The organism is Epilithonimonas arachidiradicis (assembly GCF_003610695.1).
In the GTDB taxonomy this organism is placed as follows: domain Bacteria; phylum Bacteroidota; class Bacteroidia; order Flavobacteriales; family Weeksellaceae; genus Epilithonimonas; species Epilithonimonas arachidiradicis.
In genome coordinates this window covers 1-14,912 of sequence record NZ_RAQH01000002.1, presented here as the reverse complement: position 1 = coordinate 14,912, position 14,912 = coordinate 1, and the positions used below count along the sequence as shown (strand labels likewise).

Sequence of the window (14,912 nt, the reverse complement as noted above, 5' to 3'; positions counted from 1 at the left end):
ATTAAAGTGAGCGATAATTCAGAAAAAATTTTAGTTAGATATTACAGTGATGTTCTAGAAGAAATCACTTTTGAAACTTTATGGGCAGAAATCATTGACATTCAAAAAGGATTTTATAAAATTGATAATATTCCTTTTTATGGTCCAGGGTTTTCTTTTGGAGATATCGTTTTTGCAGAATATGATGAAGACGAAGAATATATTACTTATAGAAATGTTGTAGAATATTCTGGAAACTCAACAGTTCAAATCATTGTTCTTGATGAAAATATTGATGTAATGCAATTAAGAAGTGAGTTTGAAAATCTTGGCTGTGAAAGCGAAGGAATGGGCAATAAATATTTTGTAATGGAAATTCCACATCATATCAATTATTCTGAAATTTTCAAACAATTATCAAAGTTAAGCTCCGAAGATAAAATTGGTTTTGCTGAACCAAATATTTCACAAAAGCATTCATCTGAAAAATAAAAAAATCCTCTTTCTCAAGAGGATTTTTTATGCTTATTTCTTAAACTTAATCTCAGCCAAAATCGGAAAATGGTCAGACGGATAAAGCAAATTTTCGCGTCGGTCATTAATTGTTCTATTGGACAACACATCAAAACCTTTTACGAAAATATAATCAATTCTTTCTTTCGGAACTGTGTTGACATCAAATGCAGTGAACGTTCCAATTGGTCCATAATGTGGCTTTTTGGAATGGTAAAAAGCATTATCCAAAGACTTTGAAATAATTTTAATCGGTTCAGAATCATCTGTTAAATTAAAATCTCCAGTTAAAGTTAATGGTAGATTTTTCGGATTGAGTTCTTTGACTTTTTCAAGAATCAGTTTTGCAGAATTCACTCTTGCCACATCGCCAACGTGGTCAAAATGCAGGTTCATCGCCAGGAATTGTTTCCCAGTTTTTTTGATTTTGAAAAACGCATAAGTACAAACTCTATTGTACGCCGCGTCCCAGCCTTTGGAAGGTTTTTCCGGCGTTTCGCTCAACCAGAATGTTCCGGATTTAGTGACTTCCAGTTTAGTTTTATCATAGAAAATTGCAGAATATTCACCTTGATTTTTACCATCATCTCTTCCAACGCCCACGTAATCATAATCTTTCAGGCTGGTTTTGATGTCCGTCATTTGCTGAGGAACCGCTTCCTGAACACCGAAATAATCCGGATGGTAATATGACATCAATGCCAAAGCATCGTTTTTTCTATTGTCCCAAGAATTTTCCTTGTCACTTTCCAAAGACAGCCGGATGTTGTAAGTCATCACTTTCAAATCCTGGGAAAAGAAAAGGTTAGACGACAATAATAATCCGAAAAATAATTTTTTCATTTTAAATTTTTTTATAATTGAATTGATTTTAAATCTATAAAATACCTTTTAGTCTCAAGTGCTGGAGAAGTATAATCGTTTTTGCATCTTTGATTTCGCCCGAGTCAATCATTTCAAGCGCTTTCTCGATGTCAAGTTCCAAAACTTCTATTTCTTCCTGCTCTTCTTCCAGCCCGCCTCCGTCATTGATTTTCATCGATTTGGAATATTCTGCAATGAAAAAGTAAAGAATTTCCGTCACAGAACCTGGTGACATATAAACTTCGAACACTTTTTTGATGTCCGAAATTTCATAGCCCAATTCCTCCTCCGTTTCTCTTTTGATGCAATCTTCCGGATTATCTTTGTCTAAAAGTCCAGCACAAGCTTCTATCATCATTCCGTCTTCATTGCCATTGATATAAGTTGGTAAACGAAATTGTTTTGTTAAGATTACAGTTTTCGATTCTTTGTTATAAAGTAATATTGTCGCACCATTTCCTCTGTCATAAGCTTCTCTGCTTTGGGTTTCCAGCGTTCCGTCTTTCTTCTGATATTCAAAAGTGACTTTGTTGAGCGTGTACCAATTATCGGATAAGATTTCTGTTTTTAAAATCTTGACTTTGTTATTTTGCATTGAATTTTATTTTTTATAATCCTCAAAATTCTGAATTCCATTAAGGAAATCTTTGACAGGCATTCTTTTCTTCCCCTGGATTTGAACATCTTCCGGATAATAGATTCCGTCTTTTGTATAGAATTTGAATTCGGTTTTAGAAATATCAAAATCGCCAGCTTCTCTCGAATGTGATCTTAATTCGAAATGGCCTTTGAAGATTTTCAGTGATTTTTCCTCATCTCCGATTTTCAAAATAGTAAAAGCCGTTGGATAAGGCGACATTCCTCTCACGAAATTATGAATCGTTTCAGAACCTTGATTCCAATCGATTTTTAGATTTTCTTTAAAGATTTTGTAAGCTGTTTTTGGATTTTGTTTTTCAGGCTGAGGTTTCTCCGTGATGGAATTTTCAGCTAATCCGTCCAAAGTTTTAATCACCAAATCTGCACCGATTATCATCAATTTATCGTGCAAAGTTCCCGCATTATCTTCCGGTAAAACTTCGGTTTCTGCTTGGAGAAGAATATTTCCTTCATCTATTTTTTCATTGATGAAAAATGTCGTTACACCTGACTTGGTTTCGCCATTAATCACCGCATAATTGATTGGCGCTGCACCACGATAATCCGGCAACAAAGAACCGTGAAGATTAAATGTCCCCAATTTCGGAATCGAGAACAAAACCTGAGGCATCATTCTGAAAGCGACTACCACAAAAACATCGGCATTTAAGTTTCTGATAGATTCTAAAAATTCGGGATTTCGAAGTTTTTCCGGCTGGAAAAGGTTGAGGTTATTCTCTTCTGCAAAAACTTTCACAGGTGAAGGCGTGAGCTTCATTCCTCTTCCACTTGCTTTGTCAGCCGCCGTTACAACGCCAACCACTTTGTGATGAGATTTGAATATCGCCTCCAAAGAAGCTTTTGCAAAATCGGGAGTTCCGAAAAAAACGACATTAAGAGATTTCGTCTGCATTGATTTTTATAATTGATAAATGATAGTTAATAATTGAATTTTTTTAGTTGAATCGCTCGCAGCCCGACTTGAGCGGAAATCCTTTTTTGCTTGTACTCAATTTCTATTTGATGTGAAATCGTCTTGCAAAAAGATTGGGAGCGGAAGGCGGATTAAGCTGCCCAAAATTAAAATTTTTATTGATTGAGCATATAAGTTTTGTAGTTCAACATTTTGACTTTACCAATGTCCAAAAGGAAAATCAGGGTTTCTGAAATGGATTCTTTCGAGTAAAAATTGAGATTAGCAGCCATCTCGTCCAAAGACATTGGTCGATTAGACAATTGTTGCGAAATATCGGAAGACAAAGTTCTTTTGGAATTATTTCGCTTCCTGCAAACCGAGCATTTGCCGCAATTTTCAGCATCTCGCTCGCCGAAATAGCTGAGAATCAATTTCATTTTACAGAAATCAGAATCCTGGATATAGAATTTATTTTCTTTCCATTTTCTGAGTTTATTTTTCTGAATATTATGGAAAAGTGACCAATACTCTCCGAACAAATGCCGGTCATTCCGAGGCTTCAAAAACTTGATGGAATGAAGACTTCCGTCGAGATATTCCAGATGTCCCGCTTTCTGCAACTGCAATAGTTTTTGTTTGAAATTCTGAAGATCCATTCCATTTTTTTTGCAAAAAGCCACGTCACTGAAATGCACTTTCTGAATCGATAATCCTGGCAAATTTCTAAACAACAATTCCATAAAATAAGCATCGCTTGGTGGTAATTGTTCCAATTCATCAGATTGTACAAAACTTTGAATTGTAGAAGCAGAGATATTATTTTTATAATAAATCAATTCCTGATTGTTCAAAAAGGTCAAAATGTTTTTGATTTTCGCAGTGGATAATTTCGTCAGATTCTTGATTTTATTGAGATCCAGCTGAAAGGTTTTTTCTGGCCAATCGCTATCTCCAATTTGAAAAATAGAATAGAGATAAGTCAATATTTTCTCGTATTCAGTTTTGTTGGGAATTTGATTTTTGAATGTATTATCGATGTTCGTTAATTCCTGTTCGTTCCAAAGCAGTAGTGCTAACGCTTCTTCTCCGTTTCTTCCAGCCCGGCCAATCTCCTGGTAATAATTTTCAATCGTGGAAGAAGGCGACAAATGGATCACAAATCGCACATTGTCTTTATCAATTCCCATCCCAAACGCATTGGTGGAAACCAAAACGTGAAACTGGCTGCTAATCCATTTTTTCTGAAGTTTTTCTTTTTCACTCGAAGATAATCCGGCGTGAAAAAAATCTGCGTTTTGGAACTTATTATTTTTAAGAAAATAAGTTAATTCCTCCGCTTCTTTCCTGGTTCTAGTATAGATGATTCCGGAAGACGGATTTTGTCTCAGGAATTCTAAAATCCTGTTATACTTATTGGAAGTATTTTCAACAATGATGTTGAGATTATCTCTTTTGAAACTTTGCTTATAAACCTGAGGCTGATGAAGTCCTAACTTATTTACAATCTCATCAACCACTTGATTAGTCGCTGTAGCTGTCAAAGCCAGACAAGGCACATTTTTGAATTCCTGTCGGAATTTTTTGATATTCTGATAACTCGGTCGGAAATCCGAGCCCCATTCCGAAATACAATGTGCTTCATCCACCGCAATGAATGAAACTTCGATCTCCTGGATATTTCTTAAGAATAGTTGATTTTGTAATCTTTCTGGCGAGATATAAAGAATTTTTATTAGTCCTTCTTTGCATCGATTATAAACAGATTCTTCTTCGAATTCGTCTAATTCTGAACTCAATAATTCGGCTTCGATTCCAATAGATAGCAAAGCATCGATTTGGTCTCTCATCAATGCTAAAAGTGGAGAAATAACCAGACAAATCCCTTCTAAAACAATAGCCGGTAATTGGTAACAAAGTGATTTCCCGCCACCTGTCGGTAACAATGCTAATGTATCTCTACCATTAACAATAGAAAGAATAATGTTTTTCTGAAAAGAACGAAACTCATCAAACCCCCAAAATTGTTTGAGCGTCTGATGAATTAATCTGTCCTGTGTTTCTGTGGAAGAAAGCATTTGTAAATTTAATCAATTCCTTAAAATAAAAAAACCGCAAAAATGCGGTTTTTAAATATTTGTTTTAATCTTATTTCGATTCAAAGTAAACTCTTCTGTTTGCTCTGTTTTTCCATTCAGGGCATTTTTCAGCAGGTTCACATTCCGGATAAAGAAGATTTTTCTCTCCTCGACCAATAGCTTCTAATTTGGCTTTATCAGCTCCATTTTGAATCAAATAATTTTTAACATTATTTGCTCTTCTTTCGGAAAGGCCCTGATTATATTCTTCAGTTCCTCTAGTATCTGTACCTCCAATTACTTTGAAGTTAGAATTAGAAGCATTGATATAATTAATTGCCTGAGTCAAGATTGGCGTATTAGAAGGTAAAATTCTATCAGAATCCAAATCGAATTCAATTCCTTTCAGTATTCTATCTTCATCTGTGACGATACCTGTTGTAGAATTTGAAGGATATGGACAACCTTGATTTTCTACAGGTCCAGGAACAGTTACACATTTATCATAAAGATCGATAACACCATCCAAATCAACATCCAATGCTACACCAGCACCGTCAACTCTTGCTCCTGCAGGTGTATCCAGTTGTCTATCCCAATCATCACAAACACCATCATTATCAACATCTCCTTTCTTACAAACTTCGATATCCTGAGTTTTATCATTCAGAACATCTAGCTTGTAATAAATCTCCTGCAATGGGTCATGCCACATCAAGTGAGATTGATGCTTCCCAAGCTTAAATGTAACCCCTAAAGTTCCGTTGAAGAAGTTATCAGAAATCTGATCTTCAGTCAAATTATAACCGTTTTGTCCAACTCCAGCTCCATCAAATTCATCATCACCAGTTACAACATACATCAATCTACCTTCGATATCAATTCTATTATTGACTTTAAATTTAAGACCAGCACCAGCCTGTCCAAAAAGTGAACCTAATTTGAATGGTTTTGATTCAAAATTTAGAGTTTGATTATAAGGTCCCGGATCTTGTCTGTAAGATTTGTATGCTAAAGTACCAATACCGGCATATCCATGTAAAGCCCATCTAAAAGGTGACTTGTTATCAACTCTTCTCAAAAGATTAGAAAAGTTAATATCACCTAATATTGATATCGCATTATATTGAGTTCTACCTGCAATTTGTCTATCAGGTAACGTTGCATGATCTTTTGTGTATGCATAACCTTGTCTGGTCTCTCCTCTGTCATACTGCAAATTCAATCCGAATGCGTGCGTAATGGCTTTATCAATACTGATATAGGCAGAATATCCAAAAAGATTTTTACCGTTTCCGTTTTTGATTGAAGTCATATCAGCGGATTGGATCAAAGGTACACCTGCACCTACCGAAATAGACCAATCATTAAATCTTTTTGATGCCTGAGTAAATGGAGAAACATTCTGAGATCCAGAGTTAGCATCTGACGATACCTCCTGACCTGCTAAACTCATAGGCAACAATAATCCTACTGCTACTAATGATAATAAATTTTGTTTCATATTCTATTAATGTTTTTTTCTAGTTTATTTATTTTGCGACGAAATATACTCTTCTGTTAGCTTCATTTTTCCACTCCGGACATTTCGTTGCCGGATCACATTCTGTATATTTCAGATCTTCTTTTCCTCTTCCTTCAGCAGTTAATACACTCGCAGAAACCCCTTTATTGACAAGGTAATTTAAAACTGCGTTTGCTCTAGCTTGGGATAATTTTTTATTGTATGCTGATGAGCCTCTACTGTCAGTTGCTCCTACAACAATAAATTTGCTGTCTCCTCCAAGAGTTTTTATGATCTCAGCCGCATTATCAAGATCAGAGAAAGACTTAGTTCTTATAACATCCTTGTTCAACTCAAACTCTATCCCGTTGAAATACTTGTTGATCTCATCAATAGCAACTTCTTTAACTGGTAAAACCTGAGCCTTTGTTTCTAACGGACAGCCATTATTTTGAATTGGTCCAGGGACAGTCACACATTTGTCATTAAGATCGATAACGCCATCTAGATCTGTATCTAAGGCAACACCTGCACCATCCACTCTTGCACCAGCCGGTGTATCTAATTGTCTATCCCAATCATCACAAACACCGTCATTATCCTGATCACCTTTCTCACAAACTTTGAAATCTTTGAATTGTTCTTCCAAAATTTCTGCCTTTGCATAAGCTCCTTGAAGTGGATCTACCCAACGAAGATGATCCGGATGTTTACCTAACTTGAATGATAAACCTAAGTTAACAAGCCATGCATTATCAGAATAAGTATCATTAATCAAATTATATCCCGGATAAGCATTTCTTGTCCAGCCACCACCATCAAACTCTTCGTCACCACTCATAAGATATAGTGTTCTTAGTTCGATGTCAAGTAGTCTGGAAATATTATACTTCAAACCAACACCACCTATATAGGTAAAACTGCCGAAATCCATTTTTTGATCAATGTATAAAGGCCATTTTCCTAATACATTATTATCCTGCAAAAATGTTTTATAGCTTGTAAGCCCAATTCCTGCATAACCGTGCAATGCCCATCTGAACTTTGATCTGTTGTCAACTCTTCTCATTAGATTAGAAAAATTGACATCACCTAATAAAGCAACCTGGTTAAATTTTGTATAGCCGTGGCCAACACCCGCCGCATCATTAAGATAAGCTTTTTGGTTTGTCTGTCCTCTGGTGTACATCAAGGATAAACCGAAAGTGTGCGTTATCTGTTTATCCAAACTGACATAGCCATTCCAACCCCAATTGATTTTCCCGTCATAGAAAGACGTAAGGTCGGCATGTGTCATAAAAGCTGCTCCGCCACCAACAGAAACTGACCAATCTTTGAAAAGTCGGCTTTTGTTATTGAATGGCTGGGTTTCCGGCTTACTTTCATAGTCGTTAGTCTGAGCCAGACCAAGAACTGGTAATAGGAAGAATAGAAATAGTTTTTTCTTCATAGTCATCTGTGTTACAAAAATTTATTTCACCTCATTAATGAGTTCCCTTGCAAAATCTCTCTCGTAAAGATTCTTTTGATGAGGAATAATTAATCTCTTAGAACTAAACTTTATATTGTTATATAATATTATATCAATGTCTATAACTCTATCCTGATAGACCCCGAGATCAGCAGAATCGCTTGTACGACCCATATTTTTCTCAATAGCCTTCAACTCAGAAAGTAGTTTTATAGGCGAAAATTGTGTTTTTAATTTAATTGCAATATTACAAAAATTATTATAACTTTCAAATTCTACAGGTTTTGTTAATATTAATTTAGATTTTGTTAATATTGAACCCGTTTGATTTTCTATCTTTTCAAGAGCGATTTCAATATTTTTCTCCGGATTATTTATATTACTTCCAAGTAACAAAATGACATCATTGTACGACATATAGAACAAATAATATTATAGATGAAAAGTTTTTTCAAAATAGTCTTAGCAAATTTAACTGCAATCTTCATTGCGATTGCAGGTTTTTTCGTGTTTTTTATTGCATTTCTTATTTTATCTTCGGTTTCGGGAGGAACTGATGTAAAATCTGACTCTATTCTTACCTTAGATCTTAAAACCAGAATAATAGATAGTCCTTCCGAAGATCAGGAAGATCTTCTTGCTTTTAAAAGTGAGTCGAAAGCAGTTTTGCTTTATGATATTTTGCAAGCGATTGAAAATGCAAAAACCGATAATAAAATCAAAGGAATCAGTTTGGAAATGGACAATATCAATGCTGGTATAACCCAGTTAGATGATATTAGAAGTGCTTTGAACGATTTCAAAAAAAGCGGGAAGTTTGTCTACGCCTACGGAAATGCGGTTTCTCAAGGGGCTTACTATTTGGGGTCCGTGGCCGACAAATATTATCTGAATCCCGCAGGATTGATCGAATTGAAAGGACTTTCTACAGAAGTTACATTTTTTAAAAACTTTGCTGAAAAATATGGAATCGGCATCCAGGTTATCCGTCACGGCAAATTCAAAGCGGCAGTTGAGCCTTTCTTGAGAGATGAAATTTCGCCTGAAAACAAAGAACAACTTTCGACATTACTAAATGACATCTGGTCTAATACGTCTCGAAAAATTGCCGAATCGAGAAAAATCCCGTTGACTGAGCTGAACACCATAACAGACAGCCTTTACAGTTATCTTCCTAATCTTAGCTTGCAATATAAATTGGCAGATCAACTCATTCAGAAATCTGAATACGATAATATCATCAAGAAAAAACTGAATATCGATAAAGATAAAAAACTGAATAAAATCTCCTTTGCCAAATATTCCGAATCTCTGGACTCTGACAATGATGGTAAAAAGATCGCCATCTTATATGCATCTGGTGCAATTTACAATGGTAAAGGATATGACGGTATCTATTCTGAAAACTTTCTGAAGGAAATTAAAAAACTTCAAAAAGATGATGATGTAAAAGCGGTTGTTTTCAGAATCAATTCCCCAGGAGGAAGTGCCAATGCTTCTGACGAAATTCTTTTTGAGATGCAACAATTGAAAAGAAAAAAACCAGTGGTTGTTTCTTTTGGAGATTATGCAGCTTCCGGAGGTTATTATATTGCGATGGGTGCTGACAAAATCTTTTCCGGGCCTAATACTTTAACAGGATCTATTGGCGTTTTCGGAGTGGTTCCTTACTTCAAAGATCTGGCGGAGAAAAACGGAATCAGAAGTGATGTGGTCTCTACTAATGCTAATTCTAATATGATCTCGGCTATTAATGGTTTGACTCCCGGAACACTCTCTATTATGACAAGAAGTGTAGAAGCAACCTATCAACGTTTTGTTCATTTTGTAACTCAAAATAGGAAAAAGACTTTTGAGGAGATCGATGCCATTGGTGGTGGCAGAGTATGGTCTGGCGTGAGAGCCAAAGAGATCGGTTTGGTGGATGAACTGGGATCTTTACAGGATGCTATTAAGTTTGCGGCTAAATCTGCAAATCTAAAAACGTACAATGTATCTTCTTATCCTGCAAAGGTTTCAAAATTTGAGCAGATATTTTCTTCGGAAACTGAAGAAGATTTCTCCACCAGATTGATCAAAAGTAAACTTGGCAAAGAGAATTTCAAAATTTTCCAGCACATTACGGATCCTGATACTAAGTCTGCTGTGGTGATGGAAAGTCCTTTCAGTATTAAGATTAATTAGTCATACTTAATTATAAAAAGCCTTGCTGTAGATTACAGCAAGGCTTTTTTTTATTTTAACACATTTATTTTATTTCGAATGATTTATACCTAGCCTCGATTGTAGCGGTTACCCCGCAGCGATGGCGCGGAACGAAGTGGAGCGCCAGAGCGAGGAGTATGAGCGGAAAGCGGGATCAAGCTTCTAAAAAATTTAAAACCGATATGCTAAACTCCAGCTGATTCCCATGGTGAAACTTCCTGAGCTCCTTCCAAAACCAGGAACTATCATAGGGGTTATCTCGTCCTGCTTGGTGGTGTATGCCAAATATCTTGGTTGCACATTGATGTCGATAAAGAAATTACTTTCAAAAACCTGAACTCTTGCGCCCAGAGATGCTTCTATCCAATAACTGCTTTGTGTCGAGGGATCAAAAGCGACTGTCACTCCTTCGGAATATTGTCCTTTTACAGGGATGGCCATATATTCTTGGGAATAGAAGCTTCCTGCCAATTTGGCACCGGCATAGAAGCCGTTGAGATCATTTTCCGGATCCATAGTCAGCATATAGAAACCTCCAACTTTTGCAAACAGTCCATCTGCTTTGGCATCATATCCGTTTTTTTGATAAACATTTTTGTCATATCCCAAATCGATAACCGCGTGGACTCTTTTGTTGATCCTGCTGGAAATGAATCCCTGATATAATTTTCTGTCGCCAAAAAAGCTTATTCCTAAATTGAGCGCATCTATTCCAACCGTAAAATTGGGCGTATATTTCCACTTAAAAGAATCCTGTTTTTTCTCGTCTTGTTTTTGCTGGGCAAATCCAAAAGCAGAAAACAGACTAAAGGCGCAGATAAAAATTGATTCTACTTTCATCGGTTAATGAGGTATGATTGGATTCAACATTTTGTACAGGATTACTTTCCAAAAGCTCAGCATTCAGGTTTTCATAATTAACTTTATAACCACAAGCCGGCGAAACATAGATTGGTTTTGTGGTATAATTGACTCTCATCTTACTTCTCGGGCCATCTTTTCTTATTCTGAAATAGATATCAGTGTACTGAACATCATCTACTCTCATCGGAACAAAAATAGAATCTACATTTGCCTGAGCTGTTATGATATTGGTTAAATTGGCTTTACCGTAATCTACATCTACATACAATGTATCAACTTCAATCAATTGATTACTACTTATATTGGCTGCACTTTTAAATTTAAGTTTCAATCTTGGTGTAGAGTCAGCACTCAGACAAATATCATCGTCTCCTCCGCAACTGGTGAGAAGTAATAGAAATCCGAAAAATAATATTAAATTCTTCATTATCTGATGGTAGAATTTAGACTAAAATTAAATCTTATTTTTTGATTAGCAAAGCGATATTCTCTACGTGATGCGTTTGTGGGAACATATCAACGGGAAGAATCTTCACCAATTCATAATCATCTTTCATCAATGCAATATCTCTCGCTTGTGTCGCAGAGTTGCAACTTACATACACGATTCTTTCCGGAGATAATTTCAGGATTTGTTCCACAACTTTCTGGTGCATCCCGTCACGAGGTGGATCCGTAATCAATACATCGGCTTTCGGATGATTTTCCAGAAACTCATCATTGAAGACGTTTTTCATATCACCAGCATAGAAGGTTGTATTATCAAGACCATTCAGTTCTGCATGCTCTATGGCTGCATCTATCGCCTCTTGCACGGCTTCGATTCCGATAACGTGCCTTGCATTTCTCGCAACATATTGAGCAATCGTTCCCGTTCCTGTATAAAGGTCATAAACCACTTGATCGCCTGTTAGCTCAGCAAACTCAAGGGTTTTTCTGTAAAGCTCTAATGCCTGACGGTAATTAGTCTGAAAAAAAGATTTTGGTCCGATTTTAAATTTCAATCCATCCATCTCTTCATAAAGAAAACCTTCTCCAAAATAAGTTTGGATATCCAAATCGTAGATGCTGTCATTTCCTTTTGGGTTAATAGCAAATACAAGCGTTTTAATCTGTGGGAATTGATTTAAAAGAAAATCGAATAGCTGGATTCTCTCAGCTTCTAACTCCTTGTACAATTGGAAAAGAACCATCCATTCGCCTTTAGAATTTTGACGAAGCATCAATGTTCTTAAAAATCCTTCCTGGGCCTTGACATCATAAAATTCAAGTCCATTATCTACAGCATATTTTTTTACTGCTAAACGGATTTGGTTTGAAGGATCTTCCTGCAGAAAACATTCTTTAAGATCCAAAATCTTGCTCCACATTCCCGGAATATGAAACCCTAAAGCATCTTTGTTTCCGAAATTTTCTTCTGAACTGATCTCATATTGAGTCAACCAACGTGCATTAGAAAAAGAGAACTCCATTTTGTTTCTGTAAAAATATTGCTCTTCTGAACCAAGAATCGGAATTATATCAAATCCGGAAACACCACCAATCCTGGTGATATTGTTGACTACTTCGTTATGTTTGAACTCTAATTGTTTTTCGTAAGCAATATTCTGCCATTTGCATCCACCGCAAGTTCCGAAATGGATACACTTTGGTTCCACTCTGTCCTGGGAATATTCCAGAATCTCAACTGCTTCGCCTTCGAAATAATTACTTTTTGATTTCTTAACTTTGACGTTTACCAGATCACCAGGAACTGCTCCGGAGACCAAAACAGTTTTCCCAAGTTCTGTTTTACCAACAGAAACTCCTTTCGCACCGGCAGAAAGGAGTCTGATATTTTCAAGAATTTGATTCTTTTTTTTATTCCTCATAGATTATTTCGTTTTTGCAGAATCAGTCTTTGGATTCTGTTGCAACAAATCATTTTGAAGTTGAGCTTGTGGATTAACGGACGGCGCCTGCAAACCAGAGATTTTGTTCATCTCTTCTACAAATTTAGCATCTCCCAGATTATAGAAAGTCTGGCTCGCTATTTTACCATCTTTTCCTATCAGGAAAAATCCTGGAATTTTGAATCCGTAGATAAAGAACTTTTTAGCATAGTCAGATGATAATCCGCCTTCTGCATAATAATTAGTTCCAGGGATCCCTTTCAACATTGCATTCGCTGTTTTTGTAAATTGTTCTTTGGTATCGTCAACATTTACAAATGCAAAGTTAACTTTAGACTTGTAGAAATTCACTACCTCTTTAAGAACAGGGATGGTGGATTGTGCAATATAAGGATTCCAAGAAGCATATGTCATCACTAACGTTGGCTTTCCATTAGACTCCAGATTTCCTGATTTACCATCCAACTTTACAAAGTTAACTTTTGGAGCTTCTTCTCCCTTTTTCAATCCGAATACAGCATTAATAGCAGAGTTCAGATCTTTTTTAACTTCAGAATCTTTGATATATTCTTCGCTAATTTTTTTAACTTTTTCTACTTCAGAAGTATAAGGATTAAGATCAAATTTAGCAATTACAAAAGCTAGTAAATAATCCTTTGTTTTTTGAGACATCTCTTTATTTGTAGCTAAAAATCTCGCAAAGATTGTCGACATACTTGCATTATCCTTATCTTTTTGCTTCACTGCAAAGTTTTGGAAATCCTGCCCAAGTTTGTTTAATAGATAGTTTCTGTAGACAGGCAATTCTTCTACCATTCTATCATTGTTTTTTGTCAAAGTTTTTTCATAATCTGTAAATGTTTTTGAAACTTTGAAAGAAGGATCTCCTATCGCTTGACCGTGAGTGGCTTCATACTGAACCAAAAATGTTAAAATATTAGTCGCCAACTCGTCTTTTTTAAGTTTTACAACATCGCTATCCGGACCAATTTTATCAGCAGTCTCGTCTAGATTTTTCTCAAGATCAGAATGAACTTTTTTAATTTCAGTTAAGAAATCAGACTCTTTCTTCTGAAGCAATTGCATATTCAGCTTAGAGCTGTATGTTTGTAAATACTTTTGAGTTTCTGTAATGAAATCGTTATTCTTTTTGGCGTCGCCTTCGATTTTATAAACTTCAGGAAAAGTGGCCGCATCTCCGGAAACTTTAAGCGTTTGGCCTTTTTTAAGATAAATGAAATTCATTTTTCCGGCATAGGTCATTGCATACATTCCATTCTTAGGCGCTTTGAAATCACCTTTGAAATTACCTTTGTCATCAACACCTATATTAACCAATGGCAGTGTTGCAACACCAGAAGCCTCAATAAATTCGATTCTTTCCAAAGGAGAACCACCTTTTACATTTCCTTCAACTTTAACCTTGGAACAAGAAATGACTACCAAAGAAATTAAAAGAAGAAATAAGTATTTTTTCATTTTAAAAATTAATTTTTGCAAAAATAATCTAATTAAGAATTGTAAAAAAATGAAAACAGCATTTTTATTAAAACATTAACAGATTATTAGACAAATAATGGGATTATTTCAAATTCTTTACAAGTCGTTGATTGTCTACATTTGATTGATTTATTATTTGTTATATAGAATAGTCATTAATTTTAATGAGTTGAATCTTTTAATAATTTCAACTTCGTCAATTGATTAAAGTTTATAGTAAATAACAAGTTAGTTTATAAATAAAATGCAAAGAGTAGGTAATGAATAAAAAGATCGTTTTTAGGATTCCAAATATAATCGGATGGAATAATAAATGTTATCAGTTATTAGTATAAAAATGCAGTTTTGACTATAAGGCATAAAAAACCTCAATCAAAAATATGAATGAGGCTGTTAAAACAAAAAACCTTCACTCAATAAAGAATGAAGGTTTAAAAAAACTGGCGGCGACCTACTCTCCCGCTTATCGCAGTACCATCGGCGCTAGAGG

The 14,912-nt window shown here is 35.5% G+C and carries 13 protein-coding genes; 2 read left to right on the top strand and 11 right to left on the bottom strand.

The window, feature by feature from the left end; translation table 11 throughout:
- Window positions 1-6: 6 nt before the first annotated feature.
- Window positions 7-471: a DUF4265 domain-containing protein gene (locus tag BXY58_RS04120; protein WP_221408287.1), complete on the top strand. Its 465-nt coding sequence runs from the start codon at window positions 7-9 to the stop codon at window positions 469-471.
- 33 nt (window positions 472-504) lie between these two features.
- Here BXY58_RS04120 and BXY58_RS04115 read toward each other — a convergent pair whose 3' ends face one another.
- The 7 genes from BXY58_RS04115 to folK form a co-directional block, all read right to left on the bottom strand.
- Window positions 505-1,335: an endonuclease/exonuclease/phosphatase family protein gene (locus BXY58_RS04115; protein WP_120212549.1), complete on the bottom strand. Its 831-nt coding sequence runs from the start codon at window positions 1,333-1,335 to the stop codon at window positions 505-507.
- Window positions 1,336-1,369: 34 nt separating this feature from the next.
- The gene (nudK, locus tag BXY58_RS04110) at window positions 1,370-1,951 is read right to left on the bottom strand and encodes a GDP-mannose pyrophosphatase NudK (RefSeq protein ID WP_120212548.1); all 582 of its coding nucleotides are present in this window, start codon (window positions 1,949-1,951) and stop codon (window positions 1,370-1,372) included.
- Between the two features lie 6 nt (window positions 1,952-1,957).
- Window positions 1,958-2,908: a methionyl-tRNA formyltransferase gene (fmt, locus tag BXY58_RS04105; protein ID WP_120212547.1), complete on the bottom strand. Its 951-nt coding sequence runs from the start codon at window positions 2,906-2,908 to the stop codon at window positions 1,958-1,960.
- Between the two features lie 176 nt (window positions 2,909-3,084).
- On the bottom strand, window positions 3,085-4,986 hold the full coding sequence (locus BXY58_RS04100) for a RecQ family ATP-dependent DNA helicase (protein WP_120212546.1): 1,902 nt from the start codon (window positions 4,984-4,986) through the stop codon (window positions 3,085-3,087).
- 70 nt (window positions 4,987-5,056) lie between these two features.
- A complete protein-coding gene (locus BXY58_RS04095; protein WP_120212545.1) occupies window positions 5,057-6,490 on the bottom strand; it encodes an OmpA family protein in 1,434 nt (477 codons plus the stop codon).
- A 28-nt stretch (window positions 6,491-6,518) separates the two neighbouring features.
- The gene (locus BXY58_RS04090; protein ID WP_120212544.1) at window positions 6,519-7,940 is read right to left on the bottom strand and encodes an OmpA family protein; all 1,422 of its coding nucleotides are present in this window, start codon (window positions 7,938-7,940) and stop codon (window positions 6,519-6,521) included.
- A 21-nt stretch (window positions 7,941-7,961) separates the two neighbouring features.
- Entirely contained in the window at window positions 7,962-8,357 is a 396-nt protein-coding gene (gene folK, locus BXY58_RS04085; protein WP_308659103.1) for a 2-amino-4-hydroxy-6-hydroxymethyldihydropteridine diphosphokinase, read from the bottom strand.
- Between the two features lie 42 nt (window positions 8,358-8,399).
- Here folK and sppA point away from each other — a divergent pair, with 42 nt between their 5' ends.
- Window positions 8,400-10,145 carry a signal peptide peptidase SppA gene (gene sppA / locus BXY58_RS04080; protein WP_120212542.1) on the top strand — a complete coding sequence of 582 codons (1,746 nt, stop codon included), beginning with the start codon at window positions 8,400-8,402 and terminating at the stop codon, window positions 10,143-10,145.
- Between the two features lie 192 nt (window positions 10,146-10,337).
- Here sppA and BXY58_RS04075 read toward each other — a convergent pair whose 3' ends face one another.
- The 4 genes from BXY58_RS04075 to BXY58_RS04060 are packed head-to-tail and all read right to left on the bottom strand — an operon-like array spanning window position 10,338 to window position 14,401.
- Window positions 10,338-11,006: a DUF6048 family protein gene (locus tag BXY58_RS04075; protein WP_120212541.1), complete on the bottom strand. Its 669-nt coding sequence runs from the start codon at window positions 11,004-11,006 to the stop codon at window positions 10,338-10,340.
- Complete coding sequence (locus tag BXY58_RS04070) at window positions 10,972-11,457, bottom strand: DUF6452 family protein (RefSeq protein ID WP_120212540.1); 486 nt, start codon at window positions 11,455-11,457, stop codon at window positions 10,972-10,974. Before BXY58_RS04070 ends, BXY58_RS04075 begins: the two co-directional genes overlap by 35 nt.
- A 34-nt stretch (window positions 11,458-11,491) precedes the next feature.
- Window positions 11,492-12,901: a 23S rRNA (uracil(1939)-C(5))-methyltransferase RlmD gene (gene rlmD / locus BXY58_RS04065; RefSeq protein WP_120212539.1), complete on the bottom strand. Its 1,410-nt coding sequence runs from the start codon at window positions 12,899-12,901 to the stop codon at window positions 11,492-11,494.
- A 3-nt stretch (window positions 12,902-12,904) separates the two neighbouring features.
- Window positions 12,905-14,401: a TlpA family protein disulfide reductase gene (locus BXY58_RS04060; protein ID WP_120212538.1), complete on the bottom strand. Its 1,497-nt coding sequence runs from the start codon at window positions 14,399-14,401 to the stop codon at window positions 12,905-12,907.
- Window positions 14,402-14,912 lie beyond the last annotated feature (511 nt).

Coding starts and splice junctions, on each gene's coding strand:
- BXY58_RS04115 (WP_120212549.1), bottom strand. CDS start 1,335: ATGAAAAAATTATTTTTCGGATTATTATTGTCGTCTAACCTTTTCTTT.
- nudK (WP_120212548.1), bottom strand. CDS start 1,951: ATGCAAAATAACAAAGTCAAGATTTTAAAAACAGAAATCTTATCCGAT.
- fmt (WP_120212547.1), bottom strand. CDS start 2,908: ATGCAGACGAAATCTCTTAATGTCGTTTTTTTCGGAACTCCCGATTTT.
- BXY58_RS04100 (WP_120212546.1), bottom strand. CDS start 4,986: ATGCTTTCTTCCACAGAAACACAGGACAGATTAATTCATCAGACGCTC.
- BXY58_RS04095 (WP_120212545.1), bottom strand. CDS start 6,490: ATGAAACAAAATTTATTATCATTAGTAGCAGTAGGATTATTGTTGCCT.
- BXY58_RS04090 (WP_120212544.1), bottom strand. CDS start 7,940: ATGAAGAAAAAACTATTTCTATTCTTCCTATTACCAGTTCTTGGTCTG.
- sppA (WP_120212542.1), top strand. CDS start 8,400: ATGAAAAGTTTTTTCAAAATAGTCTTAGCAAATTTAACTGCAATCTTC.
- BXY58_RS04075 (WP_120212541.1), bottom strand. CDS start 11,006: ATGAAAGTAGAATCAATTTTTATCTGCGCCTTTAGTCTGTTTTCTGCT.
- BXY58_RS04070 (WP_120212540.1), bottom strand. CDS start 11,457: ATGAAGAATTTAATATTATTTTTCGGATTTCTATTACTTCTCACCAGT.
- rlmD (WP_120212539.1), bottom strand. CDS start 12,901: ATGAGGAATAAAAAAAAGAATCAAATTCTTGAAAATATCAGACTCCTT.
- BXY58_RS04060 (WP_120212538.1), bottom strand. CDS start 14,401: ATGAAAAAATACTTATTTCTTCTTTTAATTTCTTTGGTAGTCATTTCT.